We start from the raw sequence: 15026 nt of genomic DNA, 5'->3' as shown, positions 1-15026 counted from the left end.
TTCAGCCTTCCCGCTTGCCGTCGAGCAACCGGCGCAGTTGCAGCGGGTTGCCGTGGCGCAAGGCCTCTGGCAGCAGCCCGTCTGGGAAGTCCTGGTAGCACACCGGGCGCAGGAAGCGCAGGATCGCCGCCGTGCCCACCGACGTGGTGCGGGCATCGGAAGTAGCCGGGAATGGCCCGCCATGGACCATTGCATCGCACACCTCGACCCCGGTCGGCCACCCGTTGACCAGGATGCGCCCGGCCTTGCGTTCCAAGGTCGGCAACAGCGCGCGGGCACTGTCGATGTCGGCCTCGTCCAGTTGTAGCGTCGCGGTCAGTTGGCCTTCCAGGTGCTCGGCCACCTGGCGCACCTGCGCGTCGCTGTCGCACGCCACCACCAGTGAGGCAGCGCCGAAGACCTCGGCTTGCAGCGCCGGGTCGGTCAGAAACGCGCTGGCCTGGGTCACGAACAACTGGGCTTGGCACTGGTTAGGGCCTTGCGCCGGTTGACCGCTGGCGGCCACGTGGGCGTTGCTGTTCTCGGCCAATGCGCCAACGCCCGTTTCATAAGCGCTGAAAATACCGGGGGTGAGCATGGTTTGTGCGGCTGCACGTTGCACCTGCTCGCTGGCGGCGTCGACGAAGCGTTGCAGCGCCGGCCCTTGCCGGGCAATCACCAGGCCAGGGTTGGTGCAGAACTGCCCGGCGCCTTGGGTCAGCGAAGCGACGAACCCTTGCGCCAGTGCTTCGCCGCGACGCTGCAGGGCGGCGTCAAACAGGAACACCGGGTTGATCGAACTCATCTCGGCGTACACCGGGATAGGCTCTGGGCGGGCCTGCGCGGCGTGGCACAGGGCGATGCCCCCGCTGCGCGAGCCGGTAAAACCGACGGCCTTGATGCGCGGGTCGCTGACCAGGGCGATGCCCACTTCACGGCCCGCGCCGTACAACAGCGAGAACACGCCTTCAGGCAGGCCACAGTGCTTCACGGCGTGCGCCACTGCCTGGCCCACCAGCTCGCTGGTGCCAGGGTGGGCGCCGTGGGCCTTGACCACCACCGGGCAACCCGCGGCCAGTGCCGAAGCCGTGTCGCCGCCGGCCACCGAGAAGGCCAGGGGGAAGTTGCTGGCGCCAAACACCGCCACCGGCCCCAGGGCCACCTGGCGCTGGCGCAGGTCGGGGCGCGGCAGGGGCTGGCGCTCGGGCAGGGCATTGTCGACCCGCACGTCCAGCCATTCGCCGGCACGTACCACACGGGCGAACGTGCGCAGTTGCGTGCAGGTGCGGCCGCGTTCGCCTTGGATGCGTGCCTTGGGCAGGCCCGTCTCGGCGACGGCGCGGTCGATCAGTGCATCGCCCAGGGCCTCGATCTGTTCGGCGATGGTTTCAAGAAAGTGTGCCCGTTGTTCGAGCGAGGTCTCGCGGTAGTCATCGAACGCCGCCCAGGCCAGTGCGCAGGCCTGGGCCACGTGTTCGCCAGTGCCGCCGAGGTAGGCGGGTTCGAGCGCTTGGCCGGTGGCCGGGTCGATGGCGCGGATGGCGTCGCGGCTGCCGGTTACCGGCGTTTGGCCAATCAGCAGGTTGCCTGTCAGGGGCATAGAGCCTCCTTTGGAGTCGGATTCAGGTGCAAGGGTGTAGCGCATACCCAGTGGGAGCGGGTTTACCCGCGAAGCAGGCACCACGGTGCATGGCACCGGCTTCACCGGTGTTCGCGGGCAAGCCCGCTCCCACAGTGATCAGGCGACGTTTTGCTCGGCCGACCAGTTGGCGTACCACTGGCGGAACAGCGCGTATTGCTGTTCGGCGTAGTTGCGCTGGGCATCGGTCAGGGCGTCGGTCTCGTTGAAGTGCAGGCTGTACTCGCGGTCGCCGTTGAGCACCATCAGGTGCTTGTAATACAGCACCAGGTCGCAGCCTTCATCGAACGAGGACAACACCGCCAGCGCCGCTTCCAGTTCGCGGGCCAGGCGCCGGGCCTTGGCATCACCTTTGGCAGCCTGCTTGCTCAGGCTCACCAGTTGCAGCACTTCACGGGGCAGTGCGTTGCCGATGCCGGTGATGGCACCGGTGGCATTGCAGTTGACGAAGCCATGCACCACTTGGGTGTCGACGCCGACCATCAGGGTCACGTCATCGTCCTTGGAGGTGATGTGCTCGGCGGCGTAGCGCAGGTCGGCGCCACCGCCAAATTCCTTGAAGCCGATCAGGTTCGGGTATTCGCGGCGCAGCTCGAAGAACAGGTCGGCGCGGGTGGCAAAGCCGTAGTAGGGGCTGTTGTAGATGACTGCCGGCAGTTTCGGCGCGGCGGCCAGGATGGCCGAGAAGTGGTGCTTCTGGGCGATCAACGAAGCGCCGCGGGACAGTACACGCGGGATCACCATCAGGCCGGCCGCGCCAACTTCGGCGGCATGGGCCGCATGGGAAACCGCTTCTCGGGTATTCACCGCGCCGGTGCCGACAATGGTCGGGATGCCGGCAGCCACCAGGCGCGCCACGCCTTCCTGGCGCTCGGCCTCGGTCAACAGCGGCCAGTCGCCCATCGAGCCGCAGTACACCACGGCGCTCATGCCGGCTTCGATCAGCTCGCGGCCTTTGCGTACCAGGGCATCGAAGTCCGGTTTGCGCGCGGCGGTGCAGGGGGTCATCAGGGCAGGCATGCAGCCGGTGAAGATGTTGTCGCTCATGGGTGTCACTCCTTGCAGTATTCAGTCTGGGTTGCGAATAAAAAGGCCTGGGCAGGTCAGATGCCCCAGGCGAAAGGATCCTGTTCGTCGATCAGCAGGGTGCTGTCGGCGGTCATGTAGGCGCGGCCGGTGATGAACGGGCGAATGCGCTCGCCCTCGCGCTGGTAGCGGCCCTGGAACTGGCTGCCGGTGATGCTCGCCTGGACCCAGGTCTGGCCTTCGCCAAGCTTGCCGTCGGCGGCCAGGCAGGCCAGCTTGGCGCTGGTGCCCGTGCCGCAAGGGGAGCGGTCGTAGGCCTTGCCGGGGCACATGACGAAGTTGCGGCTGTCGGCGTCGGGGTCGTCGGCAAACAGCTCGACATGGTCGATCGGCTCGCCGTTTTCGCCGGTGATGCCCTGGGCCTCCAGGGCCTTGAGCATCGCCCAGGTGTAGTCGGTGAGCGCTTCGACGTTGTCCAGTTCGATGCGCTGGCCATGCTCGGACACCAGGAAGAACCAGTTGCCGCCCCAGGCGATATCGCCGTGCACCACGCCATGGCCCGGTACCTCGACCGGCACCTGTTGGCGATAGCGGTAGGCAGGCACGTTGCCTACGGTGACCGCGCCGTCTTCATGCAAGGTGGCGCTCACCTGGCCGACCGGCGTGTCGACCTTGTGCACGCCTGGCGCGATCAGCCCCAGGTGCTGCAGCGAGGCGATCAGGCCGATGGTGCCGTGGCCGCACATGTTCAGGTAGCCGGCGTTGTTGAAGAAAATCACCCCACACGTGGCGTCTTCCGAGACCGGTGGGCAATACAGCGCACCGACCAGCACATCGTTGCCGCGAGGCTCCAGCAGGCAGGCGCGGCGCCATGGGTCGTGCAGTTCGCGCAGTTCGTCGCGCTGTTCGGCCATGGTGCGGCCATTGAGCGGTGGGAAGCCTTTCATCACCAGGCGGGTCGGTTCGCCGCCGGTATGCGAGTCGATGACGTGAATGTGTTTCATGGGCAGGTCCCTTGAATGGTGGCCGAGGTCAGGAGGCGACAGCGGCAGGGCGGTGGCCCAGGTGTGTGTCGGCGGTGGCTTCGCTCTCGTCTTCGCCATCCAGGCGCACCAGGTGCGCCGGCACGCCGGTCGCGGCGCCCCAGTAGTAAATGCCCAGGGCACAGGCGGCCACGACCACGGTGTCGAACGGGTGGCCGATCACGCCCAGGCCGCCGAAGCTGCCCAGCCAGGACAGCAGGATGGTCACCGCGTAGAAACCGATCAGCCAGGCTGACGAGCGCACTTGCTGGCCGATGGACAGGTGCTGGGTTGGCACGAAGCGGGCGCACAGCAGATAAAGCACGAACATCACGATTTGCAAGGCCAACAGCCACGACACGGTGTTCCAGCCAGACCAGTAGACGATCAGCGCGGCGATGATGAACGACAGCGGGCCGAGCACGCTCATGCCCTTGACGCGGAACGGGCGCGGCATGTCGGGTGCGTTGCGGCGCAGCGCGGCGACAGTGACCGGGGCCACGGCATAGCTCAGTACCAGTGCCGCCGAGACCACGTTGATCAGCGCTTCCCAGGACGGGAACGGCAGGGTCCAGAACACCGACAGGGCAAAGGTCAGCCACAGCGCCGGGCGGGGGATGCCGGACTGCTCGTCGATGCGGGTGAAAACTTTGAAGAAGGTCCCGGTCTGCGCCCAGCCATAGATCACCCGCGGGGTGGCGTTCATGTAGATGTTGCCGCAACCGCTTGGCGAGATGACCGCGTCGGCCACCACCAGGTAGGCCAGCCAGCCCACGCCCAAGGCCAGGGCGATATCGCGGTAAGGCAGGGCGAGTTCCTTGGTCACACCGGCCCAGCCGTTGGCCAGCATTTCGGTCGGCACGCTGCCGAGGAAGGCCAGTTGCAGCAGGGCGTAGATCGCGGTGGACAACAGCACCGACAGGATCAGCGCGATGGGAATGGTGCGCTGCGGGTTCTTCACTTCACTGGCTACCGAAATGATCGGTGTCAGCCCCAGGTAAGCGAAGATGATGCCACCCGCCGAGACGGCCATTTCCACACCCGACAGGCCGAACGGCGCAAAGCCCTGGACCTCGAAGTTTGCCGGTTTGAAGAAGGTGAACAGCACGCCGATCACCAGCAACGGCACGATGAACTTGAACACGCTGACCAGGTTGTTGGCTTTGGCGAAGGTTTTGACGCTGCGGTAGTTGAGCAGAAAGAACAGCCCCAGCAGCGCGAACTGCACCAGCCAGCCGAGCACGCTCGGGTCACTGGAGCCGGCCTTGGTCAGTTCGGGGAACCAGGCCGCGGCGTATTGCCGTGACGCGACCACTTCGATGGCGATCAGGCTGGAAAACGCGATCAGCGTGATGAAGCCCATCAGGTAGCCAAGCAGCGGGCCGTGGGAGTACACCGGGTAGCGCACTACGCCACCGGCGCGGGGCAGGGCGGCGCCGAGCTCGCAGTAGACGATGCCCAGCAACAGCACGGCGAAACCGCCGAGGAACCAGGACAAAATACCGGCGGGGCCAGCGATGGCCGAGACGTGGCTGGCGGCGAACAGCCAGCCAGAGCCGAAGATGGCGCCTAGGCCGATGAAGGTGAGGTCGAGCAATGAGAGCTGTTTTTTGAATTTGCCTGACATGGGTGCGCCTTTTTGTAGGTTTTGGATAGGCAGGTCTGATGTCACGAGGTGCGGCTTTTTGGGCCGCGCTCTTGTAGGTCTTGGGCGGCTTGCGTGGGGCATAGAGTGGACCGATCTGGGCATCGGTTCTTGATGGTTTTCTGCAGGGTGGATGACGAAATCGGCACAGTTGCAGAAAAGTAGTGGCGGGGTGGTGGGCACGTGGATAGGCTGAAAGCCATACCGCATAAGGGCTTGGGAGATGCAGTGCCAGTGCCGGCCTCTTCGCAGCACAAGGCTGCTCCTACAAGGCAGTGCGGTCCCTGTAGGAGCAGCCTTGTGCTGCGAAGAGGCCAGTAAAGCCATTAGAGATCAACTCGATGACCGCACCCCCCCTGGCAACCCTGTACCAGTCCTTGGACCAGCACCGCCCCGCCACCCTGGAGGCCCTGCTTGCCGGGGTCTCCCTGCTGCTGCCGATCCTCGACGCGATCCCCAACGCCGCGATCTTCATCAAGGACGCCGACGCCCGCTACGTGCTGGCCAACAACACGCTGGTCCAGCGCTGCGGCCTCAAGCGTTTGCAACCCTTGCTGGGCAAGACCAGCGCCGAGGTCTTCCCGGCACAACTGGGCCCCGGCTACACCGAGCAGGACCGTCGCGTACTGAAGGATGGCTTGGTGCTGCAAGACCAGCTCGAACTGCACCTATACGGCAGCCGCGAACCGGGTTGGTGCCTGACCCACAAGCGGCCTTTACTCAACCCCGACGGCGCAATCATCGGCCTGGTGGGCATCTCGGTCGACCTGCAGTCAGCCGCCGACACCCACCCCGCTTACCAGCGCCTGGCAGCCGTGGATGAGCACATTCGTCGGCATTTTCATCAACCCATCAGCATGGGCGAACTGACCCGCATCGCGGGTATTTCCGTGGCGCAGCTGGAGCGCTATTGCAAGCGGGTGTTCCACCTCACGCCACGGCAGATGATCCACAAGGCGCGGCTGGAGCATGCCCATCGCTTGCTGCACAGCGACTTGCCAATCACCGAGGTGGCGATGCAGTGCGGCTACACCGACCACAGCGCCTTCAGCCGCCAGTTCAAGCAATTGACCGGGTTCACCCCGCGCCAGTACCGCCAGGCGACGGCCGCTCAGGAGGGTTGAAACAGCGCGCGCGCCTCGTCAAAGCATTGCTCGGCAATCGCCGAACGCGGCTCGCTGCGGCGCAGCAGCAGGCCCACCGGGCTGTGGATGCTGGCGTCGACAATAGGCAGGATGCGCATGTGCTCGCTCAAGTCTTCCAACCCGCAATCCAGTGGCATGATCGCGCAGCACACGCCGGTGCTGATGGCCTGGATCAACTGGAAGCTCGAGTCGCTTTCCAGCACGGCGTTGGGTTCCAGGCTGCGGCTGCGAAAGCTCAGGTCCAGCGATTGACGGTAGTGCATGCCTTTGCTCAGCAAACCCAGTGGAATATCGCCGAGGTCTTCCCAACGCAGGGTGTCGGCCTGGAACTGGAAGTGCCGGGTATCGTGCAGCAGGCCCATGGTGGTGGTGCCCAACTCAATCACTTCGAAGAAGCTGGCATTGACTTGGTCGAGGTAGCAGATGCCCAGGTCGAGCTGGTTGCGGCTCAGGCCATCCATGATCTGCTCGGTGCTGTGCGAGCTGATCTGGAAGTGCAGCTCGGGGTATTTTTCGCGCAGCGGCAACAGTAATTGCATCGGGTTGAAGCTGGCCAGCGGCACAGTGCCCAGGCGCAGGCTGCCGACCACCTGGCCGCGGCAACTGGCGGCTTCGGCTTGCAGGCCGTCGTGGGCCGCCAGCAGTGTGCGGGCCCAGGCCAGAATACGTTCGCCGGCTTCGGTGAACCCTTCGAAGCGCTGGCCGCGTTTGACCAGCACCAGGTCCAGTTCGTCTTCCAGGTTGCGCAGGCGCATCGACAGCGTCGGCTGGGTGATGTGGCACAGCGCCGCGGCCTGGCCAAAATGGCGAGTCTGGTCGAGCGCGATGAGGAACTTGAGTTGCTTGATGTCCATGGGAGTGCCTGGCGTCTGGTTATGCTGACCTTAACCAAGTCAGCGATAGATGTCATTGATCACCCGGTACGCCATATCGATTGGACGCCCCCCGGCCGTGCCTCTAGCGTGGTGACAATGCCCTTTCAGGAGTAGCCCACCGTGAGCGTCAAACCCGATGCGGTCTTCGTACCGCTCAACATCGCCGTACTGACCGTCAGTGACACCCGCACCTACGACACCGACACCTCCGGTGAGCTGCTGGCCAGCCGCTCGGTGGAAATCGGCCATCGCCTGGTGGCGCGAGCCCTGCTCAAGGACGACCTGTACAAGATCCGCGCCCAGGTCGCCACCTGGATCGCCGACGAGCAGGTGCAGGTGGTACTGATCACCGGCGGTACCGGCTTCACCGGGCGTGACAGTACGCCTGAAGCCGTTGAATGCCTGTTGGACAAACGTATCGATGGCTTTGGTGAGCTGTTCCGGGCGTTGTCCATTCTCGATATCGGCACATCGACCATTCAGAGCCGGGCATTGGCCGGGCTGGCCAACGGTACTTTGGTGTGCTGCCTGCCAGGTTCGACCGGGGCTTGCCGCACGGCGTGGGAAGGGATCCTGGCCGAGCAACTGGATGCGCGCCACCGGCCGTGCAACTTCGTGCCGCACCTGAAGCCTGTGGAGGCTTGCGCAAGCCGCGGTTAATGCCCTGCCCGCGAAGCGGCCAGCACAGGCAGTAAAAGAATCAGCTCAACACATACCCCACCGGCTCCAATGCCGGTGGCAGCGGTTCAACCCCCAACCCTGCCAGCACATCGCGCTCCACGGTGCGCACCAGCGCATCGGTAGGCAGGTCGTTCTCATCGCGCCCAAACGGGTCTTCCAGTTCGTTGCCAATCGCATCCAGCCCAAAAAACGTATAGCCGACGATGGTGGTGAACAGCGGCGCCAACCAGCCCAGCGGTTCAGCCAGGGCGAACGGCAGTAGCAGGCAGAAAATGTAGATGGTGCGGTGCAGCAACAAGGTATAGGGGAACGGCAACGGCGTGCCTTTGATCCGCTCGCAGGTGGCCTGCACTTCGGTCAGCCCCACCAGCCGCTGTTCCAGCACGCTGTAGCGCCAATCGCTGATCTGCCCCTGCTGCGCCAGCCGTGAGCAGTGCCCGCCGGCTTCGCGCAAGATCGTGTCGCACACATTGTGCGCGCTGATCGCATTGGGGTTGGCCAGCCAAGGCCGGGCGGCCGCCAGGTCATCCTCGTTGCGCAGCCGGGCGTTGAGCGCATGGGCAAAGCCGCACAGGCTGCGCAACAGTTCGGCACGCAGTGCCGGGTCGGCGATCACCACGCTTTCGCGCACGAACGAACGGGTCTCGATGATCAGCTTGCCCCAGGCCTTGCGGCCTTCCCACCAGCGGTCGTAGCAGGCGTTGTTGCGAAAGCTCATGAAGATCGACAGCGACAGGCCCAGCAAGGTGAACGGTGTGGCGCTGACCGGGTAGAAAAATGCCGGATAGTGGCGCTCGACCAGCACGATCAGTGCGGCCAGCAAGGTGACCATCAGGCAGCGCAGGGCGATGCGCTTGATGATCGAGCCCTTGAGGGTGAACAGCACGCGCAGCACATCGGGGCGGGGGTGGACGATCATGGAAATCCAGAGGTGGCTGTTCAGCCGCCGGTCATGTTCATGAAACGCAGGATCTGCACGTCACCCCCCACCTCGAAATGATGGCGGTAAGGCTTGAGGTGCAAGGAGTCGCGGATGGCGTTTTCCAGGCGCTCGGCGTTGCCTGGGTGGGCACGCAGGACCTGCTTGAGGTCGACCGAATGCTCGTTGCCCAGGCACAGCAGCAGGCGGCCTTCGACGGTCAGGCGCACGCGGTTGCAGGTGGCGCAGAAGTTATGGCTGTGCGGCGAGATGAAGCCGACCCGGGTGTGCGCCGCTTCGGCCAGGCGCCAGTAGCGTGCCGGGCCTTGGGACGATTCGGTGGACTCGATCAGGGTGAACTGCTCGGCCAGCCGGTCGCGCACCTCGTCACTGGAGTAGAACGACTCACCACGCTGGTGTTCGCTGATGTTACCCAGGGGCATTTCTTCGATGAAGGTGATGTCCAGCTCGCGGTCGATGGCAAAGCGCACCAGGTCGACCAGTTCGTCATCGTTGCGGCCCTTGAGCACTACGCAGTTGAGCTTGGTCTTGCGAAAGCCTGCCTGGCGCGAGGCGTCGATGCCGGCGATCACCTGGTTGAGGTCGCCGGTGCGGGTCAGTTGCTTGAAGCGCCCAGGGTCCAGGCTGTCGAGGCTGATGTTCAGGCGCGAGACGCCGGCGTCGAACAGCGGCTGGGCCAGGCGCCCGAGTTGCGAGCCGTTGCTGGTCATGCACAGTTCGCGCAGGCCGGGCAGGGCGGCGATGCGCCCGCACAACTCGACGATGCCCTGGCGCACCAGCGGCTCGCCACCGGTCAGGCGGATTTTGCGGGTGCCCAATGCGACGAAGCGCTCGGCCACCTGGAACAGTTCTTCGAGGCTGAGGATCTGCTGGCGCGGCAGGAACTGCATGTCTTCAGCCATGCAGTACACGCACCGGAAGTCGCAGCGGTCGGTGACCGACATCCGCAGGTAGTCGATTTTCCGGTTGAAGCCGTCGATCAGGGCCCGGCTGTTCTGTTCCACGATTGCGCTCGAATGGGATGGACTCAGCTCCAAGCTATAACCTGGCCGCACCCCCGTCAAATTGCTTTCCCCGACTGGTTGATCAATCTGCTCTATCACGGCTTCAGGCCCCGGCATGCATGGGAGATTCCCCCTGTAGGAGCAGCCTTGTGCTGCGAAGAGGCCATTGCAGCCACAGCTTCTCGGCTAGCCAAACCGGCCTCTTCGCAGCACAAGGCTGCTCCTACAGGACGCGATCTGGATCCGTGATCGAAACGGCTTATCAGCCCGTAAGATCTTTCGATTGGACGCTTGTGCCCCACGCTCAATAGTCTGGAAAAAACACCGAGCGTGAGGATTCACCGCATGAGCCAGGACGAACATATCAGGGACTACAAAGGCGCCGCCGCCGGCTGGGGGGCGCTCAAGAGCGTGACCAAAAGCTGGCTGGGCAGCGAAAACGCCTTCAAGAACCTGCGGGCCATGCTCAAGACCAACCAGAACGGCGGCTTCGACTGCCCCGGCTGCGCCTGGGGCGAATCGCCGGAAAACGACATGGTCAAGTTCTGCGAGAACGGCGCCAAGGCGGTCAACTGGGAAGCCACCGGTCGCTCGGTAGACCCCGCATTCTTCGCCAAATACAGCGTCAGTGCGTTGGCCGAACAGACCGATTACTGGCTCGAATTCCAAGGCCGGCTGACCCACCCGATGCGCTACGACGCGGCCACCGATCACTACGTCGAAACCTCCTGGGAAGAGGCCTTCGCCCTGGTTGCCAAACACCTGCAGGCGCTCGATTCGCCCAACCAGGCCGAGTTCTACACCTCGGGGCGGGCCAGCAACGAAGCGGCGTTTTTGTACCAGCTGTTTGTCCGCGCCTACGGCACCAACAACTTCCCCGACTGCTCGAACATGTGCCACGAGGCCAGCGGTGTGGGCATGTCGGAAACCCTCGGCGTGGGCAAGGGCACCGTGGTGTTCCATGACCTGGAAATGGCCGACGCCATCTTCGTCATTGGCCAGAACCCCGGCACCAACCACCCGCGCATGCTCGAACCGCTGCGCGAGGCGGTCAAGCGTGGTGCCCAGGTGGTGTGCTTCAACCCGCTGAAGGAGCGTGGCCTGGAGCGCTTCCAGCACCCGCAACACCCGTTCGAAATGCTCAGCAACGGCTCCGAACCGACCAACACCGCGTACTTCCGCCCGGCCCTGGGCGGCGACATGGCGGCCATGCGTGGCATCGCCAAGTATTTGCTGCAATGGGAACGCGAGGCCCAGGCCAAGGGTGAACCGGCGGTGTTCGACCATGCCTTCATCGCCGAACACACCAGCGGCGTCGACGCCTACCTGGCGGCGGTGGATGCCACCTCCTGGGCGCATATCGTCGAGCAGTCGGGCCTGACCCAGGCCGAGATCGAGCTGGCTGCGCGCATGTACCGCAAGGCCGAGCGGGTCATCATGTGCTGGGCCATGGGCGTCACTCAGCACCGCCACTCGGTGCCCACGGTGCAGGAAATCGTCAACCTGCAACTGCTGCGGGGCAACGTTGGCAAACCCGGTGCTGGCCTGTCGCCGGTGCGTGGCCACAGCAATGTGCAGGGCGACCGCACCATGGGCATCGACGAGAAGCCCAAGGCCGGGCTGCTCGATGCCCTGGAAAAACGCTTCCAGTTCCGTGTGCCCCGTGCCCACGGGCATAACGCGGTGCTGGCGATCAAGGCCATGGAAGAAGGGCAGGCCAAGGTCTTCATCGCCCTGGGGGGTAACTTCGCCCAGGCTACCCCAGACACCCCTCGAACCCACGCGGCCCTGCGCAACTGCGCATTGACCGTGCAGATTTCCACCAAGCTCAACCGTTCGCACTTGGTCACCGGCCGTGATGCGCTCATCCTGCCGTGCCTGGGGCGAACCGAGATCGACCTGCAGGCCGACGGGCCGCAGGGCGTGACCGTGGAGGACACCTTCAGCATGGTGCACATCTCCCACGGCCAATTGCGCCCGCGCTCGCCACACTTGCGTTCGGAGCCGGCCATCGTGGCCGGCATGGCCCAGGCGACGTTGGGCAAGCAGCCGATTGATTGGGAATATGCCATTGCCGACTACGGCCGCATCCGCAGCATGATCGCCGATGTGATCCCCGGCTTTACCGACTTCAACGAGCGATTGCAGCACCCCGGTGGCTTCCACCTGGGCAACAACGCGGCGGATCGCACGTGGCGTACCGCCACCGGCAAGGCGCGTTTCAGTGCCAGCCAGTTGCCGGAGCAACTGGTCAATGCCCAGGTGCTGGCCCGTGGCGACAAACCGGACCTGATCCTGCAGACGTTGCGTTCGCACGACCAGTACAACACCACCCTGTATGGCCTGGATGACCGCTACCGTGGGGTGTTTGGCCTGCGTGAGGTGGTGTTCGTCAATGAGGCTGACATCCGTCGCCTGGGGTTCGAGCCTGGCGAGCACGTGGACCTGGTGTCGCTGTGGGAGGACGGGCGCGAGCGGCGGGTGTCCGGGTTCCGCCTGGTGGCGTATGACGTGCCGCAGGGGCAGGCCGCGGCGTATTACCCGGAGACCAACCCGCTGGTGCCGCTGGAGAGTTATGGCGAGGGGACGTATACGCCGACCTCGAAGTTCGTCGCGATCAGGGTAGAGAAAGCCAAGGCGGGGAACCGGATCGAGGCGGTGCAGGCGGCTGAATAAAGGTTTGCCTGATCCGGCCTCTTCGCGGGCCAGCACCGGTCAGGGCCGGTGCACCGGGTAAGCGGTGGTGTACTTCATCTGCTCCATGGCAAAACTCGACGTAATGTTGGAAAGCCCGTCCGTGCGGGTGATCAGCTTCTTGTAGAACCGGTCATAGGCGGCAATGTCACCCACCACCACCCGCAGCATGTAATCCCAATCCCCCGACATGCGGTAAAACTCCATCACCTCCTCGAAACCGGTCACCGTCGCGGCAAACTGCTCCAGCCAGGCGCTGTCGTGGCGCTGGGTCTTGAGCTGGACGAACACCGTCAGGCCCAGCCCGAGGCGCGTGGGGTCGAGCAGGGCGACGCGGCCAAGGATGTAACCCTCTTCTTCCAGCCGTTTGACCCGCTTCCAGCAGGGCGTGGTGGACAGGTTTACCGCCTCGGCCAGGTCCTTGAGAGAAATGGACGCGTCGCGCTGCAGCAAGGTGAGTATGTGTTGGTCGAAATTGTCCATGTCGGTTACAGGCTGGCCAGAGAATGATTTTCTCCAGATTACTGCAAAACCGGAAAAATACGTGACCCCCGTTGCACGTCCTTGCCGCCGGCAATGGTTGTGCGATAGTTGCAGGCTTACCTCAGTCAATGGACCGGATCATGTCCGACAAGCCGCGTAATTTCGCCACCCGTACCATCCACGCCGGCGAGCAGGATAGCGTTGCCGACAACGCGATCTTCCCGCCCATTTATACCGCCAGTTCGTACATCAAGCGCAGCCTGGACGACAACCCCGAGTATGCCTACAGCCGCGTCGGCAACCCGACCCGGCATGCTTACGAGAGCTGTGTCGCGGCGCTGGAAGAAGGTGTCGGCGCGGTGGCTTGCGCCTCCGGCGTGAACGCCACGGCGACGGTGCTGGAGTTGTTGCCCAAGGATGCCCACGTGGTGGTGATGAACGGCGTATACGGCGGCACCTTCCGTATTCTGGAGGACTATCGCAGCCACACATCAGGGCTGACCACCACTTACGTCGACCTCAACGACGTGCAGGCTGTGGCCGCGGCGATTCGCCCAGAAACCCAGCTGATATGGATCGAGTCGCCGACCAACCCCTTGCTGCACCTGGTCGACATCAAGGCGGTCTGCGACCTGGCGCGCTCGCGCGGTATCCTCACCTGCATCGACAACACCTTCTGCTCGCCCTGGAATCAGCGCCCGATCACCCTGGGCGTGGACCTGGTGATGCACTCGGCAAGCAAGTACATCGGCGGCCATTCCGACCTCACCGGCGGTGTGGTGGTGGCCGCCAATGACGCGCTGCTGGCGCGGCTGCGCAAGATCAGCATGGCCGTCGGGGCGATTCAGGGGCCGTTCGACTGCTACCTGGCCCTGCGTGGCCTGAAAACCTTGGATGTACGCATGGAGCGCCAGTGCGCCAATGCCCTGGAGGTGGCGCGTTTTCTCGAAAGCCATTCGCAGATCGAGCAGGTGTTTTACCCGGGGCTTGAAAGCCATCCCCAGCATGCGCTGTGCAAGCGCCAGATGCGTGCGGGCGGGGCTGTGGTGGCCATGAAGGTCAAGGGTGGCGACCGGGCGGCGCTCAATCGCCTGGTCGAGGCGCTGCAGATCTTCGTACTTGCCGATTCGCTGGGCGGCGTGGAGAGCATGATCAACCACTCCTGGAGCATGTCGCACAACTCCCTGAGCCCGGAGCAGAAGGGCGTGATGGGCATCAGTGAGAACTTGCTGCGGCTGTCGGTGGGGATCGAGGACTATCGGGACCTGATCGATGATCTGGATACGGCGTTGAAGGCGTCGGCTAGCGTATAAATGCGGCTGGCCCTATCGCCGGCTTGCTGGCGATAGGGCCGGTTGATTCAGCAGAAACCCCTCAAGATTTCGGCGGATGAATGATCCGTTCGATCTTGTCCTTGATCAGCAGCCGCTCCTTGCGCAGTCGGGTGACGGTGTCATCGGTGCTGGCGTTACCTTCAGCGGCCAGCACTTCCTTGTCTTTGGCGTTGTACTCCTTGTGCAGTTTGTGCAGGTCATGGTCTTTGTCGATGCGCGTCTGGAAATCCTCGGCAGTGATGTTCAGGTCAGCGAGCAGATCATGCGGAACGGGCATTTCTTCACCTCTCGTGGGGGTTGGCGAACGGTCCTGACCTTTGAGGATAGTCGCCTTTGCGCAGGTGGGGGGCGGGGGGAGGCCGGCGCAGCCTTCTCGCAACCGCGCAGCAAACTTGGCCTGCCAGGCTGAATGGCGGCTGAATAAACTTCATTTAATGTTGGAAAAACGCCATCTCACGGTTTTGTTGGCGTCTTTTTCACGAAAAATTGATGGTGGCCTTTCTAGAGTTCAGCCAACTTTTCGCGGTGCCGCACAGGCCCGTGGGCTGATAATCACTCT

13 protein-coding genes are annotated in these 15026 nt (G+C 64.0%); 4 read left to right on the top strand and 9 right to left on the bottom strand.

All coding sequences use genetic code 11. The annotated features are described in order from the left end of the window. Position 1: 1 nt before the first annotated feature. From D886_RS0114590 to D886_RS0114575, 4 genes are all read right to left on the bottom strand, one after another. Positions 2 to 1579: an aldehyde dehydrogenase (NADP(+)) gene (locus D886_RS0114590; RefSeq protein ID WP_027594632.1), complete on the bottom strand. Its 1578-nt coding sequence runs from the start codon at positions 1577 to 1579 to the stop codon at positions 2 to 4. Positions 1580 to 1717: 138 nt separating this feature from the next. After that, the gene (locus D886_RS0114585) at positions 1718 to 2665 is read right to left on the bottom strand and encodes a dihydrodipicolinate synthase family protein (protein ID WP_027594631.1); all 948 of its coding nucleotides are present in this window, start codon (positions 2663 to 2665) and stop codon (positions 1718 to 1720) included. A gap of 56 nt (positions 2666 to 2721) precedes the next feature. Next, entirely contained in the window at positions 2722 to 3648 is a 927-nt protein-coding gene (locus D886_RS0114580; RefSeq protein WP_027594630.1) for a 4-hydroxyproline epimerase, read from the bottom strand. 28 nt (positions 3649 to 3676) lie between these two features. After that, positions 3677 to 5293 (bottom strand): APC family permease, encoded by a 1617-nt coding sequence (locus D886_RS0114575; RefSeq protein WP_027594629.1) that lies wholly within the window; start codon positions 5291 to 5293, stop codon positions 3677 to 3679. A gap of 359 nt (positions 5294 to 5652) precedes the next feature. Here D886_RS0114575 and D886_RS0114570 point away from each other — a divergent pair, with 359 nt between their 5' ends. After that, complete coding sequence (locus D886_RS0114570) at positions 5653 to 6435, top strand: AraC family transcriptional regulator (protein ID WP_027594628.1); 783 nt, start codon at positions 5653 to 5655, stop codon at positions 6433 to 6435. Here the strand turns inward: D886_RS0114570 and D886_RS0114565 are convergent. Further along, on the bottom strand, positions 6423 to 7310 hold the full coding sequence (locus tag D886_RS0114565) for a LysR family transcriptional regulator (RefSeq protein WP_027594627.1): 888 nt from the start codon (positions 7308 to 7310) through the stop codon (positions 6423 to 6425). The two genes, D886_RS0114570 and D886_RS0114565, sit on opposite strands and share 13 nt — an antisense overlap. 141 nt (positions 7311 to 7451) lie before the next feature. Here D886_RS0114565 and moaB point away from each other — a divergent pair, with 141 nt between their 5' ends. Then, on the top strand, positions 7452 to 7991 hold the full coding sequence (gene moaB / locus D886_RS0114560; RefSeq protein ID WP_027594626.1) for a molybdenum cofactor biosynthesis protein B: 540 nt from the start codon (positions 7452 to 7454) through the stop codon (positions 7989 to 7991). 40 nt (positions 7992 to 8031) lie between these two features. On the opposite strand, the gene D886_RS0114555 is transcribed toward moaB, so the two are convergent. Then, positions 8032 to 8931, bottom strand: a complete 900-nt coding sequence (locus tag D886_RS0114555; protein ID WP_027594625.1) for a bestrophin family protein — start codon at positions 8929 to 8931, stop codon at positions 8032 to 8034. A 20-nt stretch (positions 8932 to 8951) separates the two neighbouring features. Continuing rightward, complete coding sequence (gene moaA / locus D886_RS0114550; RefSeq protein WP_027594624.1) at positions 8952 to 9956, bottom strand: GTP 3',8-cyclase MoaA; 1005 nt, start codon at positions 9954 to 9956, stop codon at positions 8952 to 8954. A 345-nt stretch (positions 9957 to 10301) separates the two neighbouring features. On the opposite strand from moaA, the gene D886_RS0114545 reads away from it, so the two are divergent. Next, complete coding sequence (locus tag D886_RS0114545) at positions 10302 to 12632, top strand: FdhF/YdeP family oxidoreductase (protein WP_027594623.1); 2331 nt, start codon at positions 10302 to 10304, stop codon at positions 12630 to 12632. Positions 12633 to 12671: 39 nt separating this feature from the next. Here the strand turns inward: D886_RS0114545 and D886_RS0114540 are convergent, their stop codons facing one another. After that, the gene (locus D886_RS0114540; protein WP_027594622.1) at positions 12672 to 13133 is read right to left on the bottom strand and encodes an Lrp/AsnC family transcriptional regulator; all 462 of its coding nucleotides are present in this window, start codon (positions 13131 to 13133) and stop codon (positions 12672 to 12674) included. Between the two features lie 128 nt (positions 13134 to 13261). Here D886_RS0114540 and D886_RS0114535 point away from each other — a divergent pair, with 128 nt between their 5' ends. Beyond that, positions 13262 to 14446, top strand: a complete 1185-nt coding sequence (locus tag D886_RS0114535; protein ID WP_027594621.1) for a PLP-dependent aspartate aminotransferase family protein — start codon at positions 13262 to 13264, stop codon at positions 14444 to 14446. A gap of 61 nt (positions 14447 to 14507) precedes the next feature. Here the strand turns inward: D886_RS0114535 and D886_RS0114530 are convergent, their stop codons facing one another. Then, complete coding sequence (locus D886_RS0114530; protein WP_027594620.1) at positions 14508 to 14744, bottom strand: YdcH family protein; 237 nt, start codon at positions 14742 to 14744, stop codon at positions 14508 to 14510. Positions 14745 to 15026: the final 282 nt, after the last annotated feature.

The sequence above is a fragment of the Pseudomonas sp. LAIL14HWK12:I7 genome, from assembly GCF_000483465.1.
In the GTDB taxonomy this organism is placed as follows: Bacteria; Pseudomonadota; Gammaproteobacteria; order Pseudomonadales; family Pseudomonadaceae; genus Aquipseudomonas; species Aquipseudomonas kermanshahensis.
The sequence above is the reverse complement of the archived record's forward strand: the minus strand, read 5'-3'. Positions and strand labels throughout refer to the sequence as shown.